This is a genomic window from Nostoc linckia z4, from assembly GCF_002608075.1.
GTDB classification, from domain to species: Bacteria; Cyanobacteriota; Cyanobacteriia; order Cyanobacteriales; family Nostocaceae; genus Nostoc; species Nostoc linckia.
In genome coordinates this window covers 14432-38491 of record NZ_LAHA01000053.1, presented here as the reverse complement: position 1 = coordinate 38491, position 24060 = coordinate 14432, and the positions used below count along the sequence as shown (strand labels likewise).

Annotated in this window: 27 protein-coding genes; 17 read left to right on the top strand and 10 right to left on the bottom strand. The window is 41.1% G+C overall.

Features of this window, described 5'->3' with window-relative positions; genetic code table 11:
- Positions 1 to 544: 544 nt before the first annotated feature.
- The 3 genes from VF06_RS29705 to VF06_RS29695 form a co-directional block, all read right to left on the bottom strand.
- On the bottom strand, positions 545 to 1663 hold the full coding sequence (locus VF06_RS29705) for a ParB/RepB/Spo0J family partition protein (protein WP_099068971.1): 1119 nt from the start codon (positions 1661 to 1663) through the stop codon (positions 545 to 547).
- Complete coding sequence (locus VF06_RS29700; protein ID WP_099068970.1) at positions 1663 to 2448, bottom strand: ParA family protein; 786 nt, start codon at positions 2446 to 2448, stop codon at positions 1663 to 1665. Before VF06_RS29700 ends, VF06_RS29705 begins: the two co-directional genes overlap by 1 nt.
- 229 nt (positions 2449 to 2677) lie before the next feature.
- The gene (locus tag VF06_RS29695) at positions 2678 to 4315 is read right to left on the bottom strand and encodes an ATP-binding protein (RefSeq protein ID WP_099068969.1); all 1638 of its coding nucleotides are present in this window, start codon (positions 4313 to 4315) and stop codon (positions 2678 to 2680) included.
- A 313-nt stretch (positions 4316 to 4628) separates the two neighbouring features.
- Here VF06_RS29695 and VF06_RS39705 point away from each other — a divergent pair, with 313 nt between their 5' ends.
- From VF06_RS39705 to VF06_RS29680, 3 genes are all read left to right on the top strand, one after another.
- Positions 4629 to 5285: a primosomal protein gene (locus VF06_RS39705; protein WP_100793661.1), complete on the top strand. Its 657-nt coding sequence runs from the start codon at positions 4629 to 4631 to the stop codon at positions 5283 to 5285.
- A 172-nt stretch (positions 5286 to 5457) separates the two neighbouring features.
- Positions 5458 to 5889 carry a hypothetical protein gene (locus tag VF06_RS29685; RefSeq protein ID WP_099068968.1) on the top strand — a complete coding sequence of 144 codons (432 nt, stop codon included), beginning with the start codon at positions 5458 to 5460 and terminating at the stop codon, positions 5887 to 5889.
- A 185-nt stretch (positions 5890 to 6074) separates the two neighbouring features.
- Positions 6075 to 6389, top strand: a complete 315-nt coding sequence (locus VF06_RS29680; RefSeq protein ID WP_099068967.1) for a hypothetical protein — start codon at positions 6075 to 6077, stop codon at positions 6387 to 6389.
- Between the two features lie 78 nt (positions 6390 to 6467).
- Here the strand turns inward: VF06_RS29680 and VF06_RS29675 are convergent, their stop codons facing one another.
- The 5 genes from VF06_RS29675 to VF06_RS29655 all read right to left on the bottom strand — a co-directional run bounded on the left by VF06_RS29675 (position 6468) and on the right by VF06_RS29655 (position 10726).
- Entirely contained in the window at positions 6468 to 7007 is a 540-nt protein-coding gene (locus VF06_RS29675) for a hypothetical protein (RefSeq protein WP_099068966.1), read from the bottom strand.
- A gap of 152 nt (positions 7008 to 7159) precedes the next feature.
- Positions 7160 to 7945 carry a DUF6753 family protein gene (locus VF06_RS29670; protein ID WP_099068965.1) on the bottom strand — a complete coding sequence of 262 codons (786 nt, stop codon included), beginning with the start codon at positions 7943 to 7945 and terminating at the stop codon, positions 7160 to 7162.
- Positions 7946 to 8126: 181 nt separating this feature from the next.
- A complete protein-coding gene (locus tag VF06_RS29665) occupies positions 8127 to 8897 on the bottom strand; it encodes a mobilization protein (RefSeq protein ID WP_099068964.1) in 771 nt (256 codons plus the stop codon).
- A gap of 45 nt (positions 8898 to 8942) precedes the next feature.
- Positions 8943 to 9581 carry a hypothetical protein gene (locus tag VF06_RS29660; protein ID WP_099068963.1) on the bottom strand — a complete coding sequence of 213 codons (639 nt, stop codon included), beginning with the start codon at positions 9579 to 9581 and terminating at the stop codon, positions 8943 to 8945.
- Positions 9578 to 10726 (bottom strand): ParM/StbA family protein, encoded by a 1149-nt coding sequence (locus VF06_RS29655; protein WP_099068962.1) that lies wholly within the window; start codon positions 10724 to 10726, stop codon positions 9578 to 9580. Before VF06_RS29655 ends, VF06_RS29660 begins: the two co-directional genes overlap by 4 nt.
- 713 nt (positions 10727 to 11439) lie before the next feature.
- Here VF06_RS29655 and VF06_RS29650 point away from each other — a divergent pair.
- From VF06_RS29650 to VF06_RS29630, 5 genes are all read left to right on the top strand, one after another.
- Positions 11440 to 11814, top strand: coding sequence for a plasmid mobilization protein (locus VF06_RS29650; protein WP_223265518.1), 375 nt, complete (start codon positions 11440 to 11442; stop codon positions 11812 to 11814).
- A complete protein-coding gene (locus VF06_RS29645; RefSeq protein WP_099068961.1) occupies positions 11811 to 13316 on the top strand; it encodes a relaxase/mobilization nuclease domain-containing protein in 1506 nt (501 codons plus the stop codon). The genes VF06_RS29650 and VF06_RS29645 overlap by 4 nt, the downstream gene beginning before the upstream one ends.
- 295 nt (positions 13317 to 13611) lie before the next feature.
- Positions 13612 to 14073, top strand: a complete 462-nt coding sequence (locus VF06_RS29640; RefSeq protein WP_099068960.1) for a glutathione binding-like protein — start codon at positions 13612 to 13614, stop codon at positions 14071 to 14073.
- 120 nt (positions 14074 to 14193) lie between these two features.
- The gene (locus tag VF06_RS29635) at positions 14194 to 14787 is read left to right on the top strand and encodes a pyridoxamine 5'-phosphate oxidase family protein (protein ID WP_099068959.1); all 594 of its coding nucleotides are present in this window, start codon (positions 14194 to 14196) and stop codon (positions 14785 to 14787) included.
- Between the two features lie 127 nt (positions 14788 to 14914).
- On the top strand, positions 14915 to 16270 hold the full coding sequence (locus VF06_RS29630) for a hypothetical protein (RefSeq protein ID WP_099068958.1): 1356 nt from the start codon (positions 14915 to 14917) through the stop codon (positions 16268 to 16270).
- A 342-nt stretch (positions 16271 to 16612) separates the two neighbouring features.
- On the opposite strand, the gene VF06_RS29625 is transcribed toward VF06_RS29630, so the two are convergent.
- Positions 16613 to 17233 (bottom strand): hypothetical protein, encoded by a 621-nt coding sequence (locus VF06_RS29625; protein WP_099068957.1) that lies wholly within the window; start codon positions 17231 to 17233, stop codon positions 16613 to 16615.
- 686 nt (positions 17234 to 17919) lie between these two features.
- On the opposite strand from VF06_RS29625, the gene VF06_RS29620 reads away from it, so the two are divergent.
- The 4 genes from VF06_RS29620 (at position 17920) to VF06_RS29605 (ending at position 19523) form a co-directional block, all read left to right on the top strand.
- On the top strand, positions 17920 to 18150 hold the full coding sequence (locus VF06_RS29620; protein ID WP_099068956.1) for a hypothetical protein: 231 nt from the start codon (positions 17920 to 17922) through the stop codon (positions 18148 to 18150).
- A gap of 2 nt (positions 18151 to 18152) precedes the next feature.
- Positions 18153 to 18599 (top strand): HNH endonuclease, encoded by a 447-nt coding sequence (locus tag VF06_RS29615; RefSeq protein WP_099068955.1) that lies wholly within the window; start codon positions 18153 to 18155, stop codon positions 18597 to 18599.
- 157 nt (positions 18600 to 18756) lie between these two features.
- Positions 18757 to 18942: a hypothetical protein gene (locus VF06_RS29610; RefSeq protein WP_099068954.1), complete on the top strand. Its 186-nt coding sequence runs from the start codon at positions 18757 to 18759 to the stop codon at positions 18940 to 18942.
- A 2-nt stretch (positions 18943 to 18944) separates the two neighbouring features.
- The gene (locus VF06_RS29605; RefSeq protein ID WP_099068953.1) at positions 18945 to 19523 is read left to right on the top strand and encodes a siphovirus Gp157 family protein; all 579 of its coding nucleotides are present in this window, start codon (positions 18945 to 18947) and stop codon (positions 19521 to 19523) included.
- A gap of 322 nt (positions 19524 to 19845) precedes the next feature.
- Here the strand turns inward: VF06_RS29605 and VF06_RS29600 are convergent, their stop codons facing one another.
- On the bottom strand, positions 19846 to 20409 hold the full coding sequence (locus tag VF06_RS29600; RefSeq protein ID WP_099068952.1) for a Uma2 family endonuclease: 564 nt from the start codon (positions 20407 to 20409) through the stop codon (positions 19846 to 19848).
- Between the two features lie 125 nt (positions 20410 to 20534).
- On the opposite strand from VF06_RS29600, the gene VF06_RS29595 reads away from it, so the two are divergent.
- The 5 genes from VF06_RS29595 (at position 20535) to VF06_RS29575 (ending at position 24001) form a co-directional block, all read left to right on the top strand.
- On the top strand, positions 20535 to 21179 hold the full coding sequence (locus VF06_RS29595; protein ID WP_099068951.1) for a hypothetical protein: 645 nt from the start codon (positions 20535 to 20537) through the stop codon (positions 21177 to 21179).
- Between the two features lie 5 nt (positions 21180 to 21184).
- Positions 21185 to 21622 (top strand): hypothetical protein, encoded by a 438-nt coding sequence (locus VF06_RS29590; RefSeq protein ID WP_099068950.1) that lies wholly within the window; start codon positions 21185 to 21187, stop codon positions 21620 to 21622.
- Positions 21623 to 21769: 147 nt separating this feature from the next.
- A complete protein-coding gene (locus tag VF06_RS29585) occupies positions 21770 to 22594 on the top strand; it encodes a hypothetical protein (RefSeq protein WP_143861654.1) in 825 nt (274 codons plus the stop codon).
- On the top strand, positions 22567 to 23325 hold the full coding sequence (locus VF06_RS29580; RefSeq protein ID WP_099068948.1) for a hypothetical protein: 759 nt from the start codon (positions 22567 to 22569) through the stop codon (positions 23323 to 23325). The genes VF06_RS29585 and VF06_RS29580 overlap by 28 nt, the downstream gene beginning before the upstream one ends.
- Complete coding sequence (locus VF06_RS29575) at positions 23318 to 24001, top strand: hypothetical protein (RefSeq protein ID WP_099076412.1); 684 nt, start codon at positions 23318 to 23320, stop codon at positions 23999 to 24001. The genes VF06_RS29580 and VF06_RS29575 overlap by 8 nt, the downstream gene beginning before the upstream one ends.
- The last annotated feature ends 59 nt before the right edge of the window (positions 24002 to 24060 follow it).

Genomic DNA, 24060 nt, shown 5'->3' with positions numbered 1-24060 from the left:
CCATGTATTACGAGACAAAATCATGCCAATCATCCACGTAATACATGGAATTTCTCAGAACGACTACTAAGTATTACACAATACGAGTAGGAGATAGAGAAGCGATTAGTGCAGCTATAGAATCTTCAACAAGAAAATTCAGCGCTCAAGGAACGGTCAGCCATTACCTTTATGCATGACGTTGTGGACTTTGAATCGATAGGTACATCGCCAACTGCTACAAATCCGCAAACGAGAAATGCGTTGGCGATCTGGTGAAATACTAGATTACTTTGCCTATGCAGTGTTAGAGTCTTTAAGACGGCAGACTTACTTGACTCCAGTTTAAAAAGGCTTGTTGCAATGCTTGGAGAAGTATTATCGAGTGAGCTGCGAAGAAAACTAGAAGTCAGCTTTGAGTTTGATGAAGGAAAATTCTGTTAACAACTAAGTAACAATGGCTACGCGACTTTTACCTCAGCTTGACGAGGAGTCTAAACCGGCTTGTCAATAACATTTGAGATGGGCTTACCTTGACTACCATAGTTCAAATAACAACAAAATTTTATCCGATTAACTTACCAATTTCATTTAATTTCTGCTCCAAAATTCCTTGTAAAGATTGAAGTTGTTCCCTACTAGCATTAGCTAAAATCATCTCAGATAATCCACTATTGATTTTTTGAATAACTGCTTTTATTTCTTTCGATTCTGATTGTTCTGATGTTAAATACTTAGCTTTAATGTTCTTAACTAAATCGCGTGTCTCAGGTACAGTTAAACTTTCTTTTAATACCTGGTCTGTTGCTTTTATTCGTTCTATAGCGGACTCTTGTTCGGAAATTTTTAATATTTTTGATGACAATGTTGCTAATGCCAATGCGTGAGCGCCTTTCAGTTCTTGATGACGAATTGCTTTTTTTAAATCTTCTGGCAAAGATAACATTGGTAAAAGATTGGACTTAACAGAAGCAGGATTCAACCCAAATTCTAAGAACACTAAAAATAAAGCTTGCTCTTCGTTATTAATATCCAGTACTTCTAAACCTTGTTGTTGCTCCTCACTACTAGCAATTAATAATTTTGTTAATTCTTTGACTTGATTATTACGTTCAAGCCGCTTAAGTACAGCACCAAGAGTTGTAGCAACCTCATCAATTTCTAAACCAGTTGATTTGGTGATCTCTTTAAATATTGCTTCTGCCTTATCTAGTGGATTTAAATCTTCAAAACCTAAAAAAGTCAATAACGATGATTGGTCTAAATCCTGTGGCTGAGGTACGATTAATGCCCGAATAGTCTCCCATCCTAATAACTTTGCTGCTGACCAACGTAACTGCCCGTCCAAGAGCATATAACGACCGTTATCGTGAGGAACTAAAATAATCGGTGTAATCTGCCCATGTTTTTTTAGTAATCTCGCTTTTGCCTGAATAGACTCTTGTGTAATTGTTTGTCTTGGCTGGTTAGGGTTAGGGTCAATTAGACTTGTATCAATGGCAATCTCACCTGTTTGCGTTTGCAATTGTTCGCGTAGTTTGGCGATTTCTGTCTCTAATTCTGGTGATTGTAAAGCACGTAACCTTTCTACTTCAGCTTGCAGATCCGTAATTCTTTGTTCTTGATCGGTTTTCTGCACTGCCCCTTTAAATTTATCGCTTATTTGCGGTAATGCTTTTGCCATTATTTTTCCTTAATTAATGCAATGACATCATCAACAATTAACTTGAAATCTTTGCAAGCAGGATGCTTGGGACGATACTTGTGCAATGGCAACCCATAAGCACTAGCATTTTTAAACTCGTTAGAACTCCGAATTTTTGGATACAATTTTATCCCTAATCTCTCAGCAATTGCAGGTAACTGTGCTAGGTATTGCCTATGCATAGCTACTACTTCGTTATACATACTGGGAACAAACCCTAAAATTGGTGGACGTGGTTCAAGTTGTAACTCGTCACTTGTGGAAATACACCATTCAACTAACTCTGCCGAACCAGAAATAGCTTTCATTTCTAACTGTACTGGAACTAAAACATGAGTAGCAGCAGCTAAAGCATTGACATTTAGCATACCCAAAGTTGCAGGACAGTCCAAAATAATTAAGTTATGAGGTAATGAATATTTATTTAGTTTGTCCGCTAAACTGTATTCTCCACGTTTTCTGATAACTAGTTCATTAGCTATTTCAGCCAACAAGGGATGTCCTTGATACACCTCAACTTTGGAATCCCAAACTGGTACTAATGACCAATCGCCTTTAAAATCCTTAGACAGTAACTCTACTGTAGTTAAGTTTGCTTCGGCTGGAGACAAACCACAAAACACATCTAATGAACGTTGGGGGTCTAAATCTAACATAGCTACTGTATAACCCCGCTTACTTACTTCATAGGCAATATGTGTGCTAATGGTAGACTTACCTACTCCACCAGCATTAGCCAGGAGCGCAAGAACTATCTGTTTCATAAAAATTACTCAAACTTAGTCGCAGTATATCAATGATTTGTCGGATTTTAAAATCCGACAAAAATAAGTTTGAGAATTTTAATAAATGTCGGATTTTAAAATTCGACACCAGCTAAATTTCAAAAATTACATTAGGCTAATTGAGGCTAGGCTTTTTGGCGAGTCGAGAAGCTTCCTAATTTATTTGTGGTGAACGAGCCTGTCACTCATTCTTTTGTCGCCAAATTGATTACCCAAATAACTCCCGGTGCTGATAAGCAAATCGAGAAACATCCTGACTAGCCACAGGTTTAGCATAAATAGCCTGATTGCGAATTGCCTGTATCTGTTCTGACTCTCGCTCCATAGCTGGTGTGAATTCTTGTCGCTGTTTCAGCAAATCCTCAAACTCAATTTCCCCTGGTCTACCTTGATAAAAAGCCTCTTCAGCACAACGACGGACTGCATTACCAATTTCTGCCGGACTGCAAATGCGATATTCAGCCAACAGTCTACGCCATTGGTCATTGCTCCAAGGTGAGTTATTGTCTCGAAATGCTGGAAAATACTTAGCTAGATGTAGATTGAAAACTTCATATCTTGCCCCTTCATGGGGTAAGTCCACAAAAAAGATATCATCAAAACGGCGAACTAATTCCGCAGGTAGCATTGACAAGCGATTGACAGTAGCAATGGTATAAACTGGCTCTTGATGCTCTTGCATCCAAGTCAACAAAGCCGCAGATAGCCGCCGTGCCACACCTCCATCTGCATTGGAGTCCCAGCCAGCAAAGCCTTTATCAAAGTCATCCCAGTAGAGTACACAGGGAGAAAGGGAAGTCACCAAAGCAATAAACTCCTTTAATGCTCTGTCGGGATGACGATCACCCAGTAGTACACCCCAATTAGCTGCTAACAGTGGCAATCCCATTTTCTTAGCTGCTAACTTGGCAGAAAGACTTTTACCAGTACCCGGTGGCCCCCACAAGAGCATCCCAGTGGGAAACTTCAATCCATATTGCTTTGCTTTAGGTTGAAGTAGACAGGTAATAGTTTCTAACCTTTTTTCTAGTAAATCTAATCCCCCGGCTGAAGGTATATCCGGTTGGGCAATGTACTCTAAACCCCGTCCCCGCAGTTTGCTAACTTTATGCTCTAGCACTAATTGGGCGATTTCCTCAAGCTGCTCTGCAAAACCCAGACATTGCTGTAGTAGCATATTTATCTCGCCTATGGGTAAACCTTGACAGGCACGGAAGAGCAATTGCAGTGCTGATGTTTTTTCTGTTGTCTTTAACCAAGAATGGTGATGGGGTATGGTGGGGCGTAGGCGATCGCACTCTGCAAACTGCTGAAGACGATGATGGCTACGCCCAACCCAGGCATCACAAAACTGCTCCACAACCATCTGCACCTGCTGTTGGTCTGGAAGTGGATTTGACAGTACAGGAATAAAAGGCTGTAATTCTAGAGGTAGTTGAACGTAAGTTTCTAATAACACCCAGTAATGATGTTGCTGACTCCAGAGAGCTTGATGACAGGCATTAAGTAATTGATAGCTACGTTTTTGACTTATTTTGCTGCCATCACTCTCATTTAGCACTCCCTCCAGTAAATAAATGCCTGGTTGGTATTCCTCCAGAAGATACTGAATAATGTCCCCGTCTTTACCCCTGTTAGTTGACTGTAAGATGTACTGACCTTGATGCTGAATTAATTGCTGTAGTCTACAGTAACCAGGATTCCAGACAAAGACTGACAAAGAACGTTCTTCACCCCAATGGTAAAACTGCTGTAATATCTGCATTCTGTCAGGCGTATGATACTCCACAGCCACAATTGGAGTATTTTGGTCAGCCAGAGCAGGCCAGTCTGTTATCAATTTCATAAACCTGACTTTAACAACTTACTTTTCCCTTTTAGAGCAAATTTATTACTGGTGCTTTAGCCACACGGATAATTATTACTAACGGGTTGGCTATATTTCTTGTGTGAAAAAGAGCGATCGCCTCCAGTACAGCGTTAATTTCGGAAACTGCTCCTAGTGCGTTTCTTTATCTCTTAATTCCAAAGCATAAATTTGTCGTCGCAGCAAAGACAGGTTTGAAATCGCAAAAAAATTAAATTGAAATGAAATGGATGTGAAAGCCGCGATTGCGGCAAGGAGGTGAAAAATTTACTTGATTAAAGGAAGCTGTAAAATGGCGTACACAAAGCGCTCCGAAGGAATCGCTAAAGCTCAAACCAATAACAACAATCGCAACGGAGCTAATGCTAAAACATCTGCCAAAACCAATGGCACATCCGCTACAACTAAATCAAAGGTAGCAAATGCTTCACCACAAGAAGAGGCATTAGCATTGTTGAAGGAATTGCGGAACCTAATCTTCAAAGAATACGGCGTTAAGTTACAGCTACGGGATTCGCGTGTTTCAACTAAAATCGGTCATGCAGCCCGTGAAAAACTCGGACTTGACATTGCTGCTCAGGTGAAAAAGAAAGGTGGTAACAAAAAGTTTGATTGGCAGAAATGGAATACCAAATTATTTACTAAATTGTTTGGACAACCAGATGCACTCAAATATGCACCAGAAGTAGTGGCAATTTTCATGAGTATGCTCTACGACACTATTAGCACTGACCCAGAGCAAGCAATAGCAGATTTAGTTGAATTCAACCGTGCATCTCTGGAACGTCGTAATTCTTTCCAAGAACAAGAAGAGGAAGAACTTGACGATTTAGATGATGAACTGGACGAAGACCTGGATGAAGATGAGGAGGATGAGGATATCGAAGATGAACTCGACGAGGATTTAGATGAAGATGACGAATTAGATGAAGAAGATGAAGACGAGTAAATAATTCCGACTTATTCTCAGTAATTTACAGAATAATAACCCAAAATAACCATGTATTGCCTCAAACAATACAGGTTATTTTTTTGCAGAATAAAGAATTGAAAATGGAGCGAATTGCATCTTTCGATGCTGTTTCTACGAGAAAAATACTAAATATCAAGGAGTAATTCTCATGGTTAACGCTAACGTTCGCAAAACCGCTAAAGCATCACGTAAAATTGAAAGGCATATTCCTGCTTTAGAACGAGTAATGACTTATCAGGAAAAAGTACACCTGATGGTAATTGAAGTATTGCGGGAAGAATCAGGAAGAGAATTAGCAGCAGCAGCCAGATTTAACGGACAAGAGTTTGATTGGGACAAACACAATTCCCAGTTTCGTAAGGACTATATAAACACACCATTAAAAGAACTGGTGAATTATGCCCGCAAACTTTACGGCTTGAATAATCTTGATGAAATTCGAGATAGACGTGCTTCTCATAAAGCTGCTCGGTCTAAACGCATGGACGGACTCAATGGTTTAAGTAGCAACTCTGATGACTTGATAAATGACGATTTTGAAGAAGATGAAGATGACGAAGATGTAGAAATTGACGATTAATTACAATGCCCTGAATTAGATAATTCAGGGCATTGTATTTCCCGCCCACCCGCATCCAAAAAACAGAATTGAATGCAGCGATTGCTGCTGAATTAAAGAGATTCAAAAGTGAACTCTAAGTCAGAAGGCATCTGTCGATGCTGTCTAGGTGAGATGTAGTAATTCGTTAATCAAAGGATAATCAAATGACTCGTAATCAACAACAAACAAAAGCGTTGGATCAGGTAGTAGGATATCAAGATAAAGTGCGATTAATGGTACTGGAAGTTTTACGTGAGGAATCAGGCAGAGAACTTGCTGCTCAAGCACGTTTTAATCAGCAAGAGTTTGATTGGAACGAACATAACATTCACTTTCGCCAGGACTATAGCGAAACTCCCATCAATGAACTACTAGCATACGCCAAACGTCTGTATGGACTGAAAGATTTGGATGCAGTACGGGAGCGGCGCAAAGCTCATAAACAACAACGTACAGCTAGATTGGCTAAAGCCTCATAATTACCTGCTGGTTCTCACAGTAGCCCCACATTTTAGTGGGGTAACTTTTTTGCCCACCCACCCTTAACCGTAAAAGCTTTATTTTACCGAAGATGCAGCTTCGCACCCCACCCCGCCAAATGTTGTAATTGTCCGACTGGAAAGTTTACTAGTCATCAACTCATAAATCTGCTGATTTGAAAGTTGAGTTGGCTTGACTTCGACTGTGGGTGCAGTTTCTCCCCTGTTGACTTGAATAATGGAATTAGCCCAATAAAACTGCTGCTGGTCAGGTTGGGAATAAACAGGATAACAGCCTTTCGAGGCGATCGCTAATTTATGCTCTACGCTAGAAACTGATGGCAGAGAAATACCAGCACGAACTAATTTTGCCTCTCCTACTGGCCCCCACAAACGCAATTGTTGATTTACACAACGTTTTCCATCCTTGAGAGGGGCAATAATGTTGCCACAAACTTTAACATCCACGTCATACATCGGTGGATAATCAGGCACAGCTTGAGCTTGAGTCGTATTCTTCTCATCCTTGCTACTGACATTTACAGTAGCAGGGGTACAAGCTGTAACTATACCTCCTATTACTAGCAGCCAAAGCCAGTTAACTTTGCAGGTAAACATCTGCTGAATCCTCTTCTACGATTGAGAAATTGACAACTAATTTTTTAACTTAAACCCCGTCCATTTTGAAACCTGGAGTTTTTAAGGAGAGTGTATTATTTGTTCGTGGCTTGAGTTCTGAGCTTTACTCTAATTCCAAAAAACTATAGTTTTCAAGGTTGACGCGGTTTAGATACAAACTGGCGCTGATTGCTAGGTGATGTCCATAACGTGCAGAACCCGGATGAGGCTTTTCTGCTACTTGCTCCAATTTCCAGTGTTACCCCCAAACGCTTAACATCCTTAGCACAAGTAAGTTGACCGTTTTGGTCACGACTCAGCAAATCTTGATTCCATTGCATTAGGTTGTGAGCAAACTTACCTTCATTACTGGTTGCCCATTCCAAAGCATTGGCTTGGGCTTGTGTGAGTTGGCGTGGCCCAGCAGGATCTAGATGACTGGATTGATACCAGGACATTCCACCTACACTTACCAGTCCGCCTACTCCAGCTGCAATTAATAGCAGTATTCCCGCAGCAATTAGAGAGGGAACTGAATGAATAGCACGTTCAAATTCAGTACGCCTAATTAATCCCGTCACAGCCTGAGCGATCGCTTTTTGCTGACCTTTTACTGCTGCCTTTTCATATGTCTGGAGATGGTCATAAAGCTGCGTTTGCCATAGGTCAAACATTGCTTCCATTTCTTTGGGATTGTCTTCCAACAGTACTTGTAGCCTGCCGGTAGCAATCATCATCAGAAATGCTGGGTCATCAGGGTCTAGTCCGGTTTGGACTACTATTTCCCAAACCCTAGCTTTAAATGAATCATCTTTACCTCGAATGGCTAAATCTAATAAAGTTGGGTAAGGAATTTGGCTCAGTCCTTTGCCTCTAGCGGCTACTGAATCCAAAAATTCATCGTCTAAATCGAGTTCTTCAGTGTGAGAATTACTCATATCTGTATTTGCTTTTAGCTAATCCGCGTTCTCATACCCCACGCTCATTTGGTATAGGAATTCGATTTGGTGGTGGGAGATGTCACCGAAAAAGTGCTGAGTAACGAGTGCTGAGTAAAAAAGTAAAATTAATTGCACGGGCTAAACGCCCCGCTACAGCTAACAGCACTCCTGAATTAGATTACTTCTTGGTAGCAACCTTGCCGTTGACATTAGCATCATCAACTTTTTCTGTCGGGGCAGTAATTGAAGCTGTCGGAAGATTCCAAATTTTAGCTTTCTCAATTTCGTCAGAAGCTTTTTTGAGAAAATTGTGTAATCGCTGCTTACCCAATACACCTAACTCTCCATAATCTCTAGCCGCAGAAAAATTTATCTGATTGGCATCAAGGATATCTCGTTCTCGATAGCTGAATTTGGGAAAATTGATGACAGCTACTTTATAAGCTTTGATTAATTCCTGTAAATTCTTACGTCCATCTACATGTTTCCAGTCATCGCATAAACCATAATTGCGTACAAATATATGCTTAATTTTGTTTTCAAAGCGTTCGAGAGATTGCATAAATAATTGAACGCTGTCATATCCACCACTACAAACAAACCATTTGTATATTTTGACCTTATTTTTCCCAGTAAGTTCTAGTATTTGATTACGCTCAATCCAATCAGTTACTGCTGGGTATACTTGAGCAGGTAAATTGACAATGACTGAAGTTGTTAGTGCTAAATTAAAAATTTCATCAGCATCGTAAGCTTTACGCTCTGATTCGCTAAAAACTGCTGTTTTATGATTATCTGGGTAAAATGCGCCCACATCTGGATTACTTTGGTCTGCTTCTACCAACTCATAAGAGAGTTTATTGTCAATGCAGTATTGCACCATAACCCGTGCAAACAAAGACTTGCCAACTCCACCTTTTTCACCATCCATGAAGTGAATTGCTGCCATCTGAAATCTCCTTTGTGATTTGACTAAATGTGCATTAATAAATACTTAAATATTCTCAAACATATCGTCTGTTTCATCATAGAAAGACCCCTCACCAGGAATGAAGGAATCAGAATCTATTTTGTGTTTTGGCTGGTTGTCACTATTACTACTGCCATTGCCTTTACTTTTACCTTTAGTGCTAGCATTACTATCATTTTCATCATCAATACTACCGCTATTACCAATTTCTAGACCGAACATAGTAGCAAGCGTTTGAGGATTGGTCATAGTGCTGAGAGGTACAGGCAAAACATCACTTGATTTATGTGGTAATCCTAGTTCCATTCGCAAATAGGCCAAATGTTGCTCCAGGGCATGACAACAAATTAACCCTACCTGACGCACCTCTTTATCACTAATTTTTACATCTGTATTTGCTTGAGCTTGATATGCTAAAGGCAACCAACACATTCGTAATGCCTGTAATACCATCTCTTTGCTAGTACTGACCCCATTTCCTTTTTGCAAATATATAATTAGCTTTGCATCAACAGTATTTGAGTAAGCACGAAGCCGAAGAGTCAAATTTTTATATTGTCTTTGTCTGTCAGTATCAGTTCCTTCAGGCAGTCTGCGACTACCGCTACTATTGGGCTGTCTATTATTGTCATTATTTTTGGGTTGTTTTTTATTTGTAGTCATGCTACTTTCTCGATTTGCGCTCTAAACCGCATAAACAAACCAAACGCATCAATCAACCTAAACGACAAAGCTTCCTGCTCTCGGAAAGTATGGCAATAATCATTACTTTTATCCTTGAATACTTCTTGTACCTGCTGCTGTAAGTCAGCACCCCAATAAGTTGATATTTCTTGAAAGCAGTCTTGTAACTCTTGCTCTAAGTACAATGCTGCGCCACCACTCAAAATCACCTCGTTCACCGCAGGTAAAGTTGATTCCAGCCAATCGTAAAGCCTAGACCAATACTCAGTTTTAGCAGTAGCAATGGCATTAACAATCATCTGCAATTCATAATCAATATTTTTAGGTTCTCTGCTTTTGACCAGAGTGCGAATTGCTTGGTTATCAACTGTGATATCTGAACCGGCTGCATAGATGGCAGAGGTCAAAGCAGTGGCATCCTGTCCAGATGTGCGCTCAATTACTCGCTTTACCATTTGGTGAAAGCCCAGCCCATTGGTGTAACCCGCCGTCATCTTGCCCCGTTCAAATAATAGAAGGCTGGTATTGCGATGCCCGAACATCAGCACTGCAATGGTTTGAGCATTAAACCATTCTTTACCATTCTGGCGTTGACGAATCATTGCCAATCCCGCACCTTCGGGTAAGCACTCGAATCTCTCCAGTTTCACCCGCAACCTTTGACCCCGAAACCTAAAATCCTTGAGTGCAGACTGTAACTGTTGCTCAAATGCTTGGCGATTTTGATATTCACCATAGGGCAGTAGTGAGGTCAGTGATAGTGAAAACCTGTTAGGCAATTTGTTGTGTTGAGCGATCGCACCAATAACCGCCAAGGCTTTGTGAATTGAGGTTTCGTACTTGAGCTTATCGAGTCTGGCAGATGCTGAAAACTGCCGTGCCAGGAATCCAACTACCGTACATTGTGTATCATTATCCGCAGGACTTGACACCCAGGCTTCATCTACTGGTTTAGGAGATTCAAGACCCTTGCGACTCGACATATAAGCGTCAATCGAACTTTGAGGCAACTTCAGCATCTCTGGTTCCATTGTCATCAAACATGGTTTGCCTTCAGTTGCTAGTTCGTAAACAATCTTGGTCAAGGAAGCACCAGGGTCAAAACTGACTATCAAGTTTGACATTGACTGTGGTTTACCTAAAAGCTTTCCTTTAAGTTAAGTGCAAATATAAATCATGCCAATCTACCCACTGACCATTTTTATCAGGCGAAAAATTAGCCCATTGGTTATTTTTTAGCTGCATTTTCTCAACTAGTCATTTTTATGCTATTGAATTCGATTCAAAAATACGCCACTCAAATGCCAATTCAACGCCACTTAAGTGTCACTTGAGCGCCAATTTAATCCCAATTGAGCGCCAATTCAACGCCACTGCATACATTATGTATATATTCTTATTATCAAGAACTAAGCTTATTGACAATAAAATGGTCAAAAAATGCCAACTCAGTTCCACTTAAATGCCAACTCAATGCCACTCATGTTTTTAATTTGAGTAGCCCAAAAAAACCTTTGGTGAGTAGCAAGCTATGTTGCTGTCCGGACATTTTTTCTGGGGAGAAAAAACGCACCCCCAGGTGCGGCAACAAACTTGCCCTCTTTTCACGGTTCCCCTACCTAAGTAGGTTAACCACCGTGACAGAGGGGAAGATGATACGAAAATTCTCTGTAAGAGTTCACCCTGGAAAATTTCTGCAAGGTTTGGGCGGATTAGCTTTTCAATTGCGCGATCGCATTTCATTATCTCGCATCGCATCTTGGTATTGAACCAGAATCGTAAGTAACCGCTTGGTCAATGACAAATGATAGTGCAGTCGTCAAACTTAAAACAGCTAATGACTAATGCATCAATAATGCGACAAAAACGCTCACACAGGATAGACATTAGACTGACTTTGGCAGAATACGAGAAAGCACAGTTAATGGCAGATGAAAATAATCTCACTATGAGTGAGTTGTTTCGTGCCAAGACTCTGAAAAATAGATTGCCCAGGCGTGTCACCAAAGTAGCAGGTCAAACTTACTGGGAGTTGGGGAAAATAGGCAACAACCTCAACCAAATAGCTAAAGCAATCAATACTTCAGTACTCATGGGAGAACCTGTGGTCGTAGATAGAGCATTGTTGTCACAGGTAAGAGATTTGGTGAAACAGGTACGGCGAGAGATTGCTGAAATTGATTTAATTACTGATTTACAAGATGAAGGATGATTGGTAAGCACATCAAAGGTAAAAGTTTTCGGGGACTGCTAAACTACCTCTTTGGCAAAGATGGAGCAAGACAAATCGGTGGGAATATGGAAGGAACAAACCCACGCGAATTAGCAGCTGAATTTGGTATATCTCGAAGATTAAACCCGAAGGTGAGTAGGGCTGTTTATCACGCTTCTCTCAGTTTGGCCCACAAAGAGAGTTTAGATGATGATACTTGGGATGAAATCGCCCAGAAGTATCTCCAAGCAATGGGTTTTGATATGAACCAATATGTCGTAGTGCGGCATACTGACCGGACTCATGAACACATACATATTGCTGCCAGTCGCATTCAATTAGATGGCACTACAGTTTCTGATAGCTGGGACGATCGCAGAAGTGAAGCGGTAATTCGTAAGTTGGAGCACGAATACAATTTACAATCGGTGCAACCAAGTTGGGAAAAAGATAAGCACAGTCCAACTACTGGCGAACGTAGGCAACTTGTCAGAACTGGAGAGGAAAGCGTTAGAGTGAGACTTCAGCGATCGCTCGACCAAGCAACCCACGACCATCCTACTATGCCAGAGTTAATAGAGCGAACGCAACAACAAGGTATTAATGTCCGCGTTGGTTATACTTGCACGGGCAAAGTCAAAGGCATTAGTTACCAACTTGACGGTGTGGCTTTTAGTGGTACGCATCTCGGTAAAGCATATACTTTTCCTGGTTTACAAAAGCATCGAGGGGTAAACTACAGTCCCAAGCGGGATGACAAACGCATCCAGAAACTGATGGAGCAAGCTGTTGAAAATCCCACATCAGCAGTACCTCCAAAACAGGATGACAAACGCACAAAGAAACTGATGGAGCAAACTGTTGAAAATCCTATACCAGCAGTTACTCAAACAAACTCCTTGCCTATACCAGAACCAACAAACTGGGAGCAAATACGCCTAAAGTTAAGCCAGCAGTACAATTTACCCAATTCTCTGCTCACAGAACTGTATGAAAAGGGTTGGCTCTATGCAAGCCAAACAGGTCAAGCAATATTTGTGGAACGCACGCTCGACGATCTTCCAACTCTTGCCAAGCAGCTAGAACCAACAGGTAACTTCACCGCCATTCCCCTGAACTCTGAAGCTACGAAAAATGGTAGTTTTTGGATTGCTACAAATGCTACAGTAGAAAGAGCAGTATTGGTGAGTGACCCGATTGAAGTTCTCTCTGTTATTGCCTTAGAATCAACTGTTGACAAAGAAAAGCGCAAACCTACATTGTATTGGAGTGTAGGTGATAGCGAGCAAATACCTTTAGAATTTTTGCGAGCGATCGATACAGTAGTCATCGCTTTTAAAGATAATGAGAAAGTTGAGGACTTGATAGCTGAGATACTAGCTGAACTACCTCAAGCCAAAAAAGTTTCTCCCGGTGAAGCTGGTTGGAATGGAATGCTAACTAACAATCACTCGCAACCCAACCAAAGCCGAATACCAGAGCTTCAAGGTTGGGAACTTTGATATCAGTTATCATTAAAAGAAACACCATCCCATCGACTAAGGAACAGCCAGCACCCACAGGAGACTTAGGCTGCTAAGTTATCGGCGAGATAGTAGTTTGGATGTTGTTTGTCAGCATTTAGGGCTTCATGAACCAATACGCTCAGATGAAAACTTGAACAACACCTGTAATATTTTCATTGCCATACCAAATGGCTATCGCTTCCCAGTAGATGTTGTAAATATATAGTTGTCACCCCTGATCTGAAATCCCAGGGAAAACGGAATCGGACAGACCTATTTTCAAATATTTGGTATGAACTGTGTAATCACTCTCCTACAAATCTTGGCACAGTTGTTGTGGCAATTGTTTCATCACACGGACAAAAGGAGCCACATCATCCAAACCCTGCGCCACAATCAGAGCGCCTTGAATGGCAATAGCAGCATCTTCCCCACTGCGGGTGAAGTGCGTCAGGGGCCAGAATCGGCTCGTTTGTACTATCTGTTTAATGCCACCAGTATTGATATTGACAGAGCTAACCAAAAAGCAGAGTTTATTCTTACACAACTTAACCAACATTTGCGCGATCGCCAATGGTTAGAGTTCGAGCGGATAACTATTGCAGATATAGCAGTATTCCCCTATGTTGCCTTAGCACCAGATGGCAAAATTGCTCTTGACTCTTATCCTCATATTCTGGCATGGATTGAGCGAGTTAAGACCCTTCCCGGTTTTATAGGAATGCAAGGAATTGCAGCACCTGCCTTGGTATAGGCAAATAACACCCAGTTTAGATGGAGAAGGTAGAGAGTCAGAGGAATTTTTTCCCTTCACTGCTCCCCTGTCTTTTCTCTATCTTCCCCTGTTTTTAGATATGTAAAAATAAAGAGTTATATGCCACGTAAATTTACGCAAATTGCTTTCACGCCTGCTGTCAAAGTTGCTCAAGAACAACGTGGCTCACGGCAGACCTATGCTCGATTTGAGCAAAATGGCCCTTCTAACGATACCATCACACCAGAAATTGAGGAATTTATCGCCCAAATGGATGGTTTTTATTTGGGAACCGTCGGTTCTAATGGTTATCCCTACATTCAATTTCGTGGTGGACAACCTGGGTTTTTGAAAGCTGTAGATGAAAAGACTTTAGGATTTGCTGACTTCAAAGGCAATGTTCAATATGTTACCGTTGGTAATCTTGACGAAAATGATAAAGCTTTTTTGTTTTTGATGGATTATCGCCATCGCCGACGGTTGAAAATTTGGGGGCGGGCTATGTATGTAGAAGATGATAGCGAACTAATTGAAAGCCTGAAACTTCCTAACTATGAAGCAGAAGTGGAACGAGTGATTCTGTTTCACATTGAAGCTTGGAATTGGAACTGTCCACAGCACATTCCTATTCGCTATTCTGAACAAGAAGTGGCGGCATTGCAAGCGAGAATAACTGAACTAGAGGAACTTCTTGCTAAGAAGCAGCAAATCTAATTTTTCTGAGTGAGACAAGCCAATCAAAGGTTTCAGGCGAAAATTTATGTAAGTCAAATGTGGAAAAGTTGGTTCTAGCGCAGCTAACGCCACTTAGAGAGGGATAAACTCTCTAGGCGTAACTGCCATGACCTTCAATCCCAGACAAACAACCATTAAATTTCTTAGACAAATAGGCTTTACCACCGGAACCAAAATTTGGCTCAGGTTTTCTTGGGACTTGCCCACAGAAATGATACCTAAAAACTGGAATAACTACTGCCGCAATGGTCAATTTGTCTACTCCCACTACATTCTCTGCGGTAAAATCACCCAGCAAGGATTTCAACTATACTGCTGCGCTTATGGAGGTCGAGATAAACAGGGCAACACTTGCTGGCGACTGACACCTAAACGATATGCTGATGGTTGGGCATTGGCATTTAAAATGTCATATCTTGGTGCTACAGTCAGTTTTTACCCCAACCAACCAGACAAGGGAATCAGCAATCAGCATGTTAATCAATGCCAATGTTTATTCTACGAAATTGATGATTTGGCATTGAATGAGCAGCGACAAGCTGTAGACTGGTTAAAGGATGAAATGAACTTGGAACCCGCCGCCGTAGTTTATACAGGTGGAAAATCCCTGCACGTTTACTTTAAATGCAGCCATTCCTTAAATCCTGCTGAATGGCTGTACCTCAATCGCCAACTGACGATTATCCAAAACGCAGACCCAGCCATTTGTAATTTGGCTCGTTCCATGAGACTGCCAGGTATGCTTCGCAGACGGGTGGTGGATGGAATATTGAGTGCAACCATCCCCATTACCCTAGAGCATTGGTCAAACTGTCAGTACAATGTGGAAGAACTAAAAACCGCATTTGATTCTACAGCCTTATTTCCCTACGAACTTTCTGAGCAACATTGGCGCAAGTGGGTGCAACTTCTCACAAGAGCGAAAAATGGAGAAGTTATCGACCCACAAACAGCGTTACTGCAACCTTCTGTGACTGTCCCTCGCTCAACCTTGCATTGCCGACGAGGAACAGTAATACAGGCTACAACCAGAGATAATGGCTCATCTCTTAAACAACTACGCGCTAGCGGAGTGTCTGTTCCTTTGTCTATCTGTTTAACTTTGAGCGATCGCACTTTACTAACTTATGGCGAATCTGAGGGAAACAGAAACAATTCTGGCTATAAATTAGCTCGGAATCTACTGGGTACATCTAATTTACTCACTAGACACCGAATCGCTTATTATCCCGAACCACGCCAACTATTTGACCGATATTGCGATCGCTGTACACCTCCACTTGAATCAACTGAGGCGGATACAATTTGGCACAGTGCGAATAAAACAACAGCCTTTGCCAGTCGGGATTTTGGCTCTATCGCTATGAGCATTCGTGAGTGGAAGTCACACCGCACATCAAAAAAGCAATGTGTGAGAAAACCAAAAAGATTAGTTAACGCGAGATTGACAAAATCGATGTAACACCCTTCCAATTTTCTACCCATAATCTACCGTGTACACATATCTTTATACAAGATTAAAACGGTGTGGGACAACTCTAAAATACTTGTGTGTACACGGTAGCCCTATTCTGGGGCGACTATATGACTATTAAAGATGAGTATTGAAGAAGAGGCAAGGGAGCAAGGAGCAGGGGAGAAGGTTCAGATGGGGATTCGACCCAATCAATTCGAGAACCATTTATTAGAAGTGGACGACTCAGACCCATGTTTCGCTCCGCTTCACGGCTCTTGGTTGGGGTCATTTCCCCCCGCTCCCTGCCCCCTTCCCCCTGCCTCTTCGTTGAAGGTACTATCTCTAGTTTTACTTTCCCATTTTCGGTAAATAAGACTGACGATAATTGTTCTTAGCCATCAGCCTAGCCTCACGCTTTGTCCACTGTTTCTGCAAAGGTACATCAGCTAATCTTTGCAATAATATGAATACGCTATCATCTCCAGTTAACCTAGCGATGATTTGAGCGATCGCCTTACAACAACTCCAAGGATGACGTACCACCTGAACTTCTGCAAATCTCACCACACCCCAATTGCGTTCTAAGAAAAAACGGTTACGGATTTTATCATCATCAACATCAATGCAGTGGTGAGGTTTACCTGTATCTCCAGCATAAGGTTCATCAATCTCAATATCGAGAGCTAACCCAGAAGATTGATGGTAAAGGATAAAATCAGCCGAGTAGCGTTGAGGATAACCTGGAATCTCAAACTCAACCGCTTGACAGATAAGATTTCCTGGAAACGCACACAGTAAATGGCGAAAAAACTCCTTTTCGCTCACACCTTGCTTGGCTGTACCATTCCCATCTGGTAATGCAACGCATCCTTGAAGCAACGCTTTTAGATACCCCTTTCCTTGATCACCGTTAGTAAAGCGCCTTGCTAGTGGTGGATAAAGAATAACCGGATAATAGCCAGTAGACATTAGTACTTATCAGGCTGCTCGTGTTTAATAATAATTTTTATTCGCAAGTATCAACCCTAATTGTAATCAATAAAACTCATCTCAGGTACTGACCAAGTGCATAATAATACTATTCACCGTGACCTGAAACCCCCTAATCTCATCCGCCGTCAGCAATATGGTTAGCTGGTTTTGATTGATTTTAATGCGGTTAAGAAAATCAACACTCTTCTCATTCAGCAAACCCTCTATCGGCACTTGGGCTGTTGGTACATCAGGATATATACCTGATGAACAAGCAAAAAATTATCTAAAATTATCTTCTGATGTCTATATTTTAGGGGTGATTGATATCACAAAAATGACAGAAATACGGCTTTAAAGTTTATAATTTAATGGCAGTATTTTTGAGATTATTTAGCATAATTTAGTATAGAAAAATGATGTTTTAGGAACAGTTGTACAGACAAAGATGAGTGTTTATTTAATAAGTGCTATAATTGACATAAAGAAGCCTTAGAGTCAGTGAAAACTTTGATTAATCCTGTTAAAATAACAATTAATCAATCCAATCTTCAAACTCTGTTTAGATTTGTACATCAACGACAAAAAACAAACAATGAACTTTTCTCAGTAAATTGCCGAATATTCTAGTATCTAACCCCAGTCAACCTAATGACCAAAATACTTGATTAACGGAGATACCCATGAAAGAATTAATGGAACAGCCTTCATCTTGGCTACCAAATGGAATAAAACTTAATCTTTCTGATCAGTTTCGTCCTTTTTCTTTTACTGAAGAGTTACAAATTCGTTTAGAGGAACTATTAGAAAAAAATAAAGAAAATTTACTCAATCCAGATGAACAAGCAGAATTAGCTGGTTTATTGGAATTAGAAAAAATCTTTAGTTTTATCAACGCTAAACTTGCGTCTTAATTGTGGTTATCAACAATTTTGTTCGCTTAAACGTCCGTAAAAGGGCAAAATACTTATGTGAATATTGTCACTCTCCAGAACGCTCAAATGCAACACCCTTTACCATTGATCACATTATTCCTCAATCTTTAGGCGGATCAGACTATCTCAATAATTTGGCTTTAGCTTGTCATCGTTGTAATCAAAGGCGGTATAATTTTACAACTGGGATTGATCCAGAAACACAAACAGAAGTTCCATTATTTAATCCGAGAAATCAAAATTGGTCAGAGCATTTTATCTGGACAGAAAATGGGTTAAATATCATTGGAACAACTCCTATAGGTCGTGCAACTTGCAGTCGTTTTGATTTTAACGATCAAGACCACGATGATGGGTTTATTCTAAATTCCCGTCAACTTTGGTTAACAGCAGGTTGGCATCCGCCTATTGATGATCTACGTCAATAATAATGGCTCTTCCGTCTTAATAAACACTAATAAATTAAACTTTTTAGGATATTTGTGTCAGGGATTGAAATCCTAGCTATCGGCACATAAAGTTGCTGCGGTTGCTCCCCAGAGGCGCTATCGCGCTACTATTGCTGGTGTTAAGCAAGCAACATTTATGCAAACATTGATAACAACTCCAACTTCACCTGATTCAACTACTGCTGCTCATCAAAATGCTCAACTTACACAAAAGATCAATTCAAATTTATCTGACAATACTAATTTAGATTCAGGCACTATAGCTATTTTAGAACAGATTGAAGCTGAATATGAATACTACCAAGTTTGTGAGGAGTGGTAGTCATGAATTTAACACTCGCTCAACAATCCTTAGCAGGACTTTCCCAAACTGCTGCTCATCTCTGGGAACAGCTAACTAATTGCCAGACTCCTGAAGAAGAAGCTGAGATCATCACCGCTATTTGGGAAACTCAGGAAGTTCAGGAAGAAGTTGTTGATATCCAAGCAGAATTAGCATTGCAACTGGATGCTGAAATAGCGGCTATTAAACAACGACTAGAACATCTAAAAGCTGTACATCAATCAGCACTGTTAAGACTAGAACGCTGGCGACAAAAATTAGATGAAACTATTTTAGAACAAACCGCCGCAGGAATTCTACCTGAGCAAATGATTGGTAATTCACTTCGGATCACAATTAAAGAAAATCCGCCAAATTGTGAGGTGCTGATAGATGCAGAACAATTGTCTCCAAAATACCGCAGAGAAAAGACTGTTTACTCAGCAGACAAGAAAGCTATCATTGCTGCTTGGAAGAAAGGTATTCCTGTAGATGGCACTCACATCATGCGTAAGCGCCGAGTTATTTATGCTTTGACAGCAACGGCAATTCACGACTTCAAAGACTCACTTTTAACTTAGCAATAAGCAATAGCTTTAACTAATTTATCAGCCAACAGCAGGAATTTTACTGTTTTGTTGGCTGCTACTTATACGTGAACTAAAAAGTTTTTTATAAGTCAAGACAAGCGGACATTTCAGGTAAATACAGGGAGGGAGCAAAACAATCTATTAGTAAGCATTTCAGGTGATACCCCTAGCTCAGAAGCAAGCGATGTTTAGCGACAAGCCTTATAAGCATCTACGCTCTTAAACCAATGGTGAATACTCCTGATTCACGATGGCTGAAACTCCTGTTTTTACGTTATCAAAAGTTTGTAGAGAACTTGTTTTAGCTGTTTCTCTAACTGCTCATTTTTAGCCAACCAAACACTTGAGCTACAGTTAACTCCAAGTCTATCCCGGCTAACACTGGCAAACGCTCATCACCCTGCAAAAGTTTTGGTTGCTGATTTGGACGGAAGACCAAAATGGAACGATCTTCTGGGTCTATCAACCAACCTAATTGGCAACCATGATCTAAGCAATAGAGAATATTGCCTGTGACTCGATTTGAACTTTGTTCAGGGGAAAGAATTTCAATTGTCCAGTCTGGAGAAAGCAGAAAATCATTGGGTGCTTCCCCATCAGCAGCAAAGGGAATACGTGACCAGTTGAAAACCGCTATATCAGGTACTACTGAGCGGATACCAAAACTACAGCGCAGTTCTGGAAAAGCATAAGCAATATGCAGGCTTTCGGCAACATCATTGATACTGTTGCACAGCCTTAACTGTAATCGGCTATGCTTCCCTTTTGGCATTGGTTTTTGAATAATCTCACCATTAATGTACTCGCTGGCAGGCTTTGTTTCTGGTAGCTTGAGAAACTCCTCCAGGGTCAAGGTAGTGGTAATTACCGTGGACATGGCTCAGTCGAGAAAAGCAAACGGGATATGTTTTTAGTCTAGCAGTACCCTACTCTCAAAAACAGTTTCTACTTTTGGCTACCGCCACAACCGCTTGCACACCAGTTAACAAGGCTAAAAAAACTATGACTACAAAATGGCTAACACCAGAACAGGCCATTGTCAAAGCCAACCTCACTGTTACATCTGAAACCTTAAAATCTTACATTTCAGAACAACAGGGAAAAACCACTGCTGAAGAACAATTCCAAGCTTTAGGATTGCTATTTGACAGGGAACGCTTGCGTGCAGGTAAGGCGAACTTTTTGCAACTTTTAGAACCAGTAAGTGATGAAAATAGCTACGCCGAAGATGAAATCGACTCTCATGAGTTAGAGAACGATGACATAGAAACATCTGCTACCAACAAGGTAAATCAATTAGAACCATTTATTTTCGAGCAATGTAAAGTTCAAATTGTCATCACTTTACTACCTACACAACAAACAGGAGATAGACCTGTAATGATTGCTGCCAGCAGTCACGGTGATTTCCCTGTAGTTACCATGCTCAATCAAGAAGAACTCGGTGATTTCCCCCCTGCAATTGTTCAACTACTGGATGAACTGAAAGCCGATTTTCCTAATCGTCAAATTCGCCGGAATATAGCCCAGACTAAAACTGTCAAAACCAATAAACCGCCCACTACCCAGACTCCAATTCGTACTCAAACTGCTAGCTCAGATACTACTAAACCAGACAGTAATACTACGCAAATATCACTGTTTTAAATGCCATGACTACTACAAATACCAACAAACTACTCGTCATCTACGAAGGTCAACAGCACTGGATTCCAGAAGCGATCGCCATTGACGACCAATTACTACGAGATGCCTTCACTCCTCTTTGCGCTGAACTGGCAAACGCAGACATTGAGCGTCAACCAGGAAAACCCATTCACATCATCAAGAAGCCTGGTAAAAAAGGTACTTCTTCTCTAGATTGCCTGATAGTGGCTCCTGAAGAAATTAACCCCGCAGTTCAAATGTGCTACCAAATGCGTCAACGTCAGGTCATCACCGGAATTGACTGGCAAAATGCAGCACAGCTATCAGTCCAGATTGAAGAGGCGATCGCAGCTGGGACAGAATTTTCTGAGTCACTCAACCAAACCCTAAAATCCCTAACAGCCTACATTCCCACATCTAGCATTATTCCTGAAGGTTTTTGAGTACTGACAAAAGGGATTGGAAATTGACTTGAGGGGTAAATTATTGTCCAAATGACAGCAGTTTGGATTTCGGCTGAAGTAGACCCTACACCCTACCTGCATCTCTTCTTTAATTTCAACCCCCATAATAACGAGTTGCACTAAAATATGTCTCACCTCGTACCCCTCAGTATGGCAGAGGCAATCTATAGTCTTTATCAGTGCCAATTTACCTTAAATGCCACAGAAGCACTAGATTATCTGGAAACCCAACTCAACATCTACTCCTTATTAGCACTGTATCAGCACTACTTCCCTACCGAATGGAAAGCCAGCCAAGCTCCTATTTACCCACCTACAGATGTGGATTGCCATAGTCCCAGAGAACTGGAATTCATTGTACTGATTTACACTCATCTGTTTCCGTTATCTCACTGGACTGTAGAAACAGCCTACGAACAAAGATTGCACAGGATTCCTATTACCACAATGGGTATCGACTGGACAATGGATGGAGAAATTGAACATCTCAAAGATGGTTGGCAGCTACTTTTACCCTTTAGCCATGATGGTCGCCGTTGGCTTGATGACATTGACCCAGAAGGCAGTGAGTGGTTTGATAGTGAATTTGCAATTTACGGAATTACATACAGTGACATCGACCACCCAGACAAAATTGACTACAAAAAACTGAAATACCAGTGTCATCACTTAGATAATCCTTTAAAGTTTCTGCCTTTAACTTTAAAGCTGCTAGATCACGAAACTAAAAACCTTTGGTTGGACGAGTACGCAGACGATTATTACTATCAACCTGACTGCACCTATTTACCTTGGTCAAAAGCATCTATTGATTTGCTCACCAGAAAATGGCAGCAAGCCGACCGAATGCTGAACTGTGCAGCCAACTTAATTGATTGGCTAGAAGCAGACTTAAAACCTCATGCTCAAATCCTACTAAAACTATGGAAACAAGCATTGAAACCACATTAATCGACGTTACATCCACAGCAATTCTATCCAGCGAGATTCTACGAGCAATTTTGGCAGACCCTCCCCGAAAATCTCCAGTAATTCAAGCAGAATTGCTGTTTTTGGATGGCATTTACATCTTCCACCACCGAGACAAAGAAATTGCCGATGCTCATATTTACAAATGTATCTCACCGACAGCCCTGAGAACTGCCTTTAGCAATGAACCAATTGATACTGGTTGGATGGAACCAGGAATTGTGCGCTGGGGTACGGGCAGTACAGACACATACTTGGTAAAATTTATCCCACCAGCCACTCATACGATCAATTGCGATGAACTTAAATCTTTAACAGTTCCGCTACCTGCAATGGTGTTTGTGGGCAAGGGATTAAAATATTGGGTTTGGGCAATTCAAGAACAGGAGTTTACTCCTCAAGCACCAGCCTTTCATGTGCCACTACCCAATGTCTACAGTTCTGGACAGGTTTGCTGGGGAATGAACGAACCACCTGCTGCTAATGGTGTATCAATTAACCATGTTTGGAATTTGTTTATTTCCAGTATTTTCACTAACCATTTAACAATAAGTAAATCACAAAAATACCGCAAGGATGTTCGCCAGCAACTTCTAAAACTGCACAAAAGATGTAGACGAGCAACCTATCCTGTATCTGATCTTGTGCCTATCGGCAATCAGAAAAGTGTCGCTATGCTTGTACAGGAAATCCTTGATCAACCCATTGCTTGAAGGTATTATTGGTTACAAAATTGTCACAACTTCATCTCTGCCAACACACACCAACAGTGGACTAGAGTACCTTTATGCCGGAAATGGCATCTTTGCTAGAGCCATTCGTCCTGGCATAGAGGTATTAATGCCTATTTTTTTGTGTTCCCAAACTATCAAAGGGCTACCTTACCTAACACCTTATCTCAAAGTCACTCCCTTAATTCCCAAACCGCTACTACTGGAAATGTGGCGGTTGAGTTATCAAGCTGGCAATCAATTTCATGAAATTCTCTTTCACCTCCACTGTACTGATGCGGGTTGGGATTTACAAGTCCCAGAGCAAATTCAAACTCCAACTAGCTGCCAGCCAACTCATTCTGGGAGTGACTCTTCCCACCAGAAAGCGGCTGTAGACATCCATTCCCACGGTTCCTTACCTGCCTTTTTCTCTACCACCGATAATGCTGACGAATCTGGCTTTCGCATCTATGGAGTACTAGGTAGAGTTAATACACTCAAACCAGAGATTAAATTACGGGTTGGACTGTTTCGCCACTGTTGGGATGTACCTGCTAGAGAAGTGTTTGACATTGACCCAGACTTTTTTATGGTTGATGTCTCACTTTCATCTGGCTGCAAATTTTACAGTACGGATGTATCGCCTGTAAATGTAATGGAGAACTTATGGAGGTGAATTTTAATTTGGCAAATCCCTGTCCCCTCACCGATACCTGTATTAACTTAACCAACGTA

Bases quoted from the DNA above. Each gene is read 5' to 3' on its own strand.
- VF06_RS29585 (WP_143861654.1), top strand. From the start codon at position 21,770: ATGTCTCACCTCGTACCCCTCAGTATGGCAGAGGCAATCTATAGTCTT.
- VF06_RS29650 (WP_223265518.1), top strand. From the start codon at position 11,440: ATGACTAATGCATCAATAATGCGACAAAAACGCTCACACAGGATAGAC.
- VF06_RS29705 (WP_099068971.1), bottom strand. From the start codon at position 1,663: ATGGCAAAAGCATTACCGCAAATAAGCGATAAATTTAAAGGGGCAGTG.
- VF06_RS29645 (WP_099068961.1), top strand. From the start codon at position 11,811: ATGATTGGTAAGCACATCAAAGGTAAAAGTTTTCGGGGACTGCTAAAC.
- VF06_RS29635 (WP_099068959.1), top strand. From the start codon at position 14,194: ATGCCACGTAAATTTACGCAAATTGCTTTCACGCCTGCTGTCAAAGTT.
- VF06_RS29625 (WP_099068957.1), bottom strand. From the start codon at position 17,233: ATGTCTACTGGCTATTATCCGGTTATTCTTTATCCACCACTAGCAAGG.
- VF06_RS29655 (WP_099068962.1), bottom strand. From the start codon at position 10,726: ATGTCAAACTTGATAGTCAGTTTTGACCCTGGTGCTTCCTTGACCAAG.
- VF06_RS29590 (WP_099068950.1), top strand. From the start codon at position 21,185: ATGACTACTACAAATACCAACAAACTACTCGTCATCTACGAAGGTCAA.
- VF06_RS29600 (WP_099068952.1), bottom strand. From the start codon at position 20,409: ATGTCCACGGTAATTACCACTACCTTGACCCTGGAGGAGTTTCTCAAG.
- VF06_RS29630 (WP_099068958.1), top strand. From the start codon at position 14,915: ATGACCTTCAATCCCAGACAAACAACCATTAAATTTCTTAGACAAATA.
- VF06_RS29670 (WP_099068965.1), bottom strand. From the start codon at position 7,945: ATGAGTAATTCTCACACTGAAGAACTCGATTTAGACGATGAATTTTTG.
- VF06_RS29610 (WP_099068954.1), top strand. From the start codon at position 18,757: ATGCAAACATTGATAACAACTCCAACTTCACCTGATTCAACTACTGCT.
- VF06_RS29595 (WP_099068951.1), top strand. From the start codon at position 20,535: ATGACTACAAAATGGCTAACACCAGAACAGGCCATTGTCAAAGCCAAC.
- VF06_RS29675 (WP_099068966.1), bottom strand. From the start codon at position 7,007: ATGTTTACCTGCAAAGTTAACTGGCTTTGGCTGCTAGTAATAGGAGGT.
- VF06_RS29695 (WP_099068969.1), bottom strand. From the start codon at position 4,315: ATGAAATTGATAACAGACTGGCCTGCTCTGGCTGACCAAAATACTCCA.
- VF06_RS29685 (WP_099068968.1), top strand. From the start codon at position 5,458: ATGGTTAACGCTAACGTTCGCAAAACCGCTAAAGCATCACGTAAAATT.
- VF06_RS29605 (WP_099068953.1), top strand. From the start codon at position 18,945: ATGAATTTAACACTCGCTCAACAATCCTTAGCAGGACTTTCCCAAACT.
- VF06_RS29640 (WP_099068960.1), top strand. From the start codon at position 13,612: ATGAACTGTGTAATCACTCTCCTACAAATCTTGGCACAGTTGTTGTGG.
- VF06_RS29660 (WP_099068963.1), bottom strand. From the start codon at position 9,581: ATGACTACAAATAAAAAACAACCCAAAAATAATGACAATAATAGACAG.
- VF06_RS39705 (WP_100793661.1), top strand. From the start codon at position 4,629: ATGGCGTACACAAAGCGCTCCGAAGGAATCGCTAAAGCTCAAACCAAT.
- VF06_RS29620 (WP_099068956.1), top strand. From the start codon at position 17,920: ATGAAAGAATTAATGGAACAGCCTTCATCTTGGCTACCAAATGGAATA.
- VF06_RS29680 (WP_099068967.1), top strand. From the start codon at position 6,075: ATGACTCGTAATCAACAACAAACAAAAGCGTTGGATCAGGTAGTAGGA.
- VF06_RS29700 (WP_099068970.1), bottom strand. From the start codon at position 2,448: ATGAAACAGATAGTTCTTGCGCTCCTGGCTAATGCTGGTGGAGTAGGT.
- VF06_RS29580 (WP_099068948.1), top strand. From the start codon at position 22,567: ATGGAAACAAGCATTGAAACCACATTAATCGACGTTACATCCACAGCA.
- VF06_RS29665 (WP_099068964.1), bottom strand. From the start codon at position 8,897: ATGGCAGCAATTCACTTCATGGATGGTGAAAAAGGTGGAGTTGGCAAG.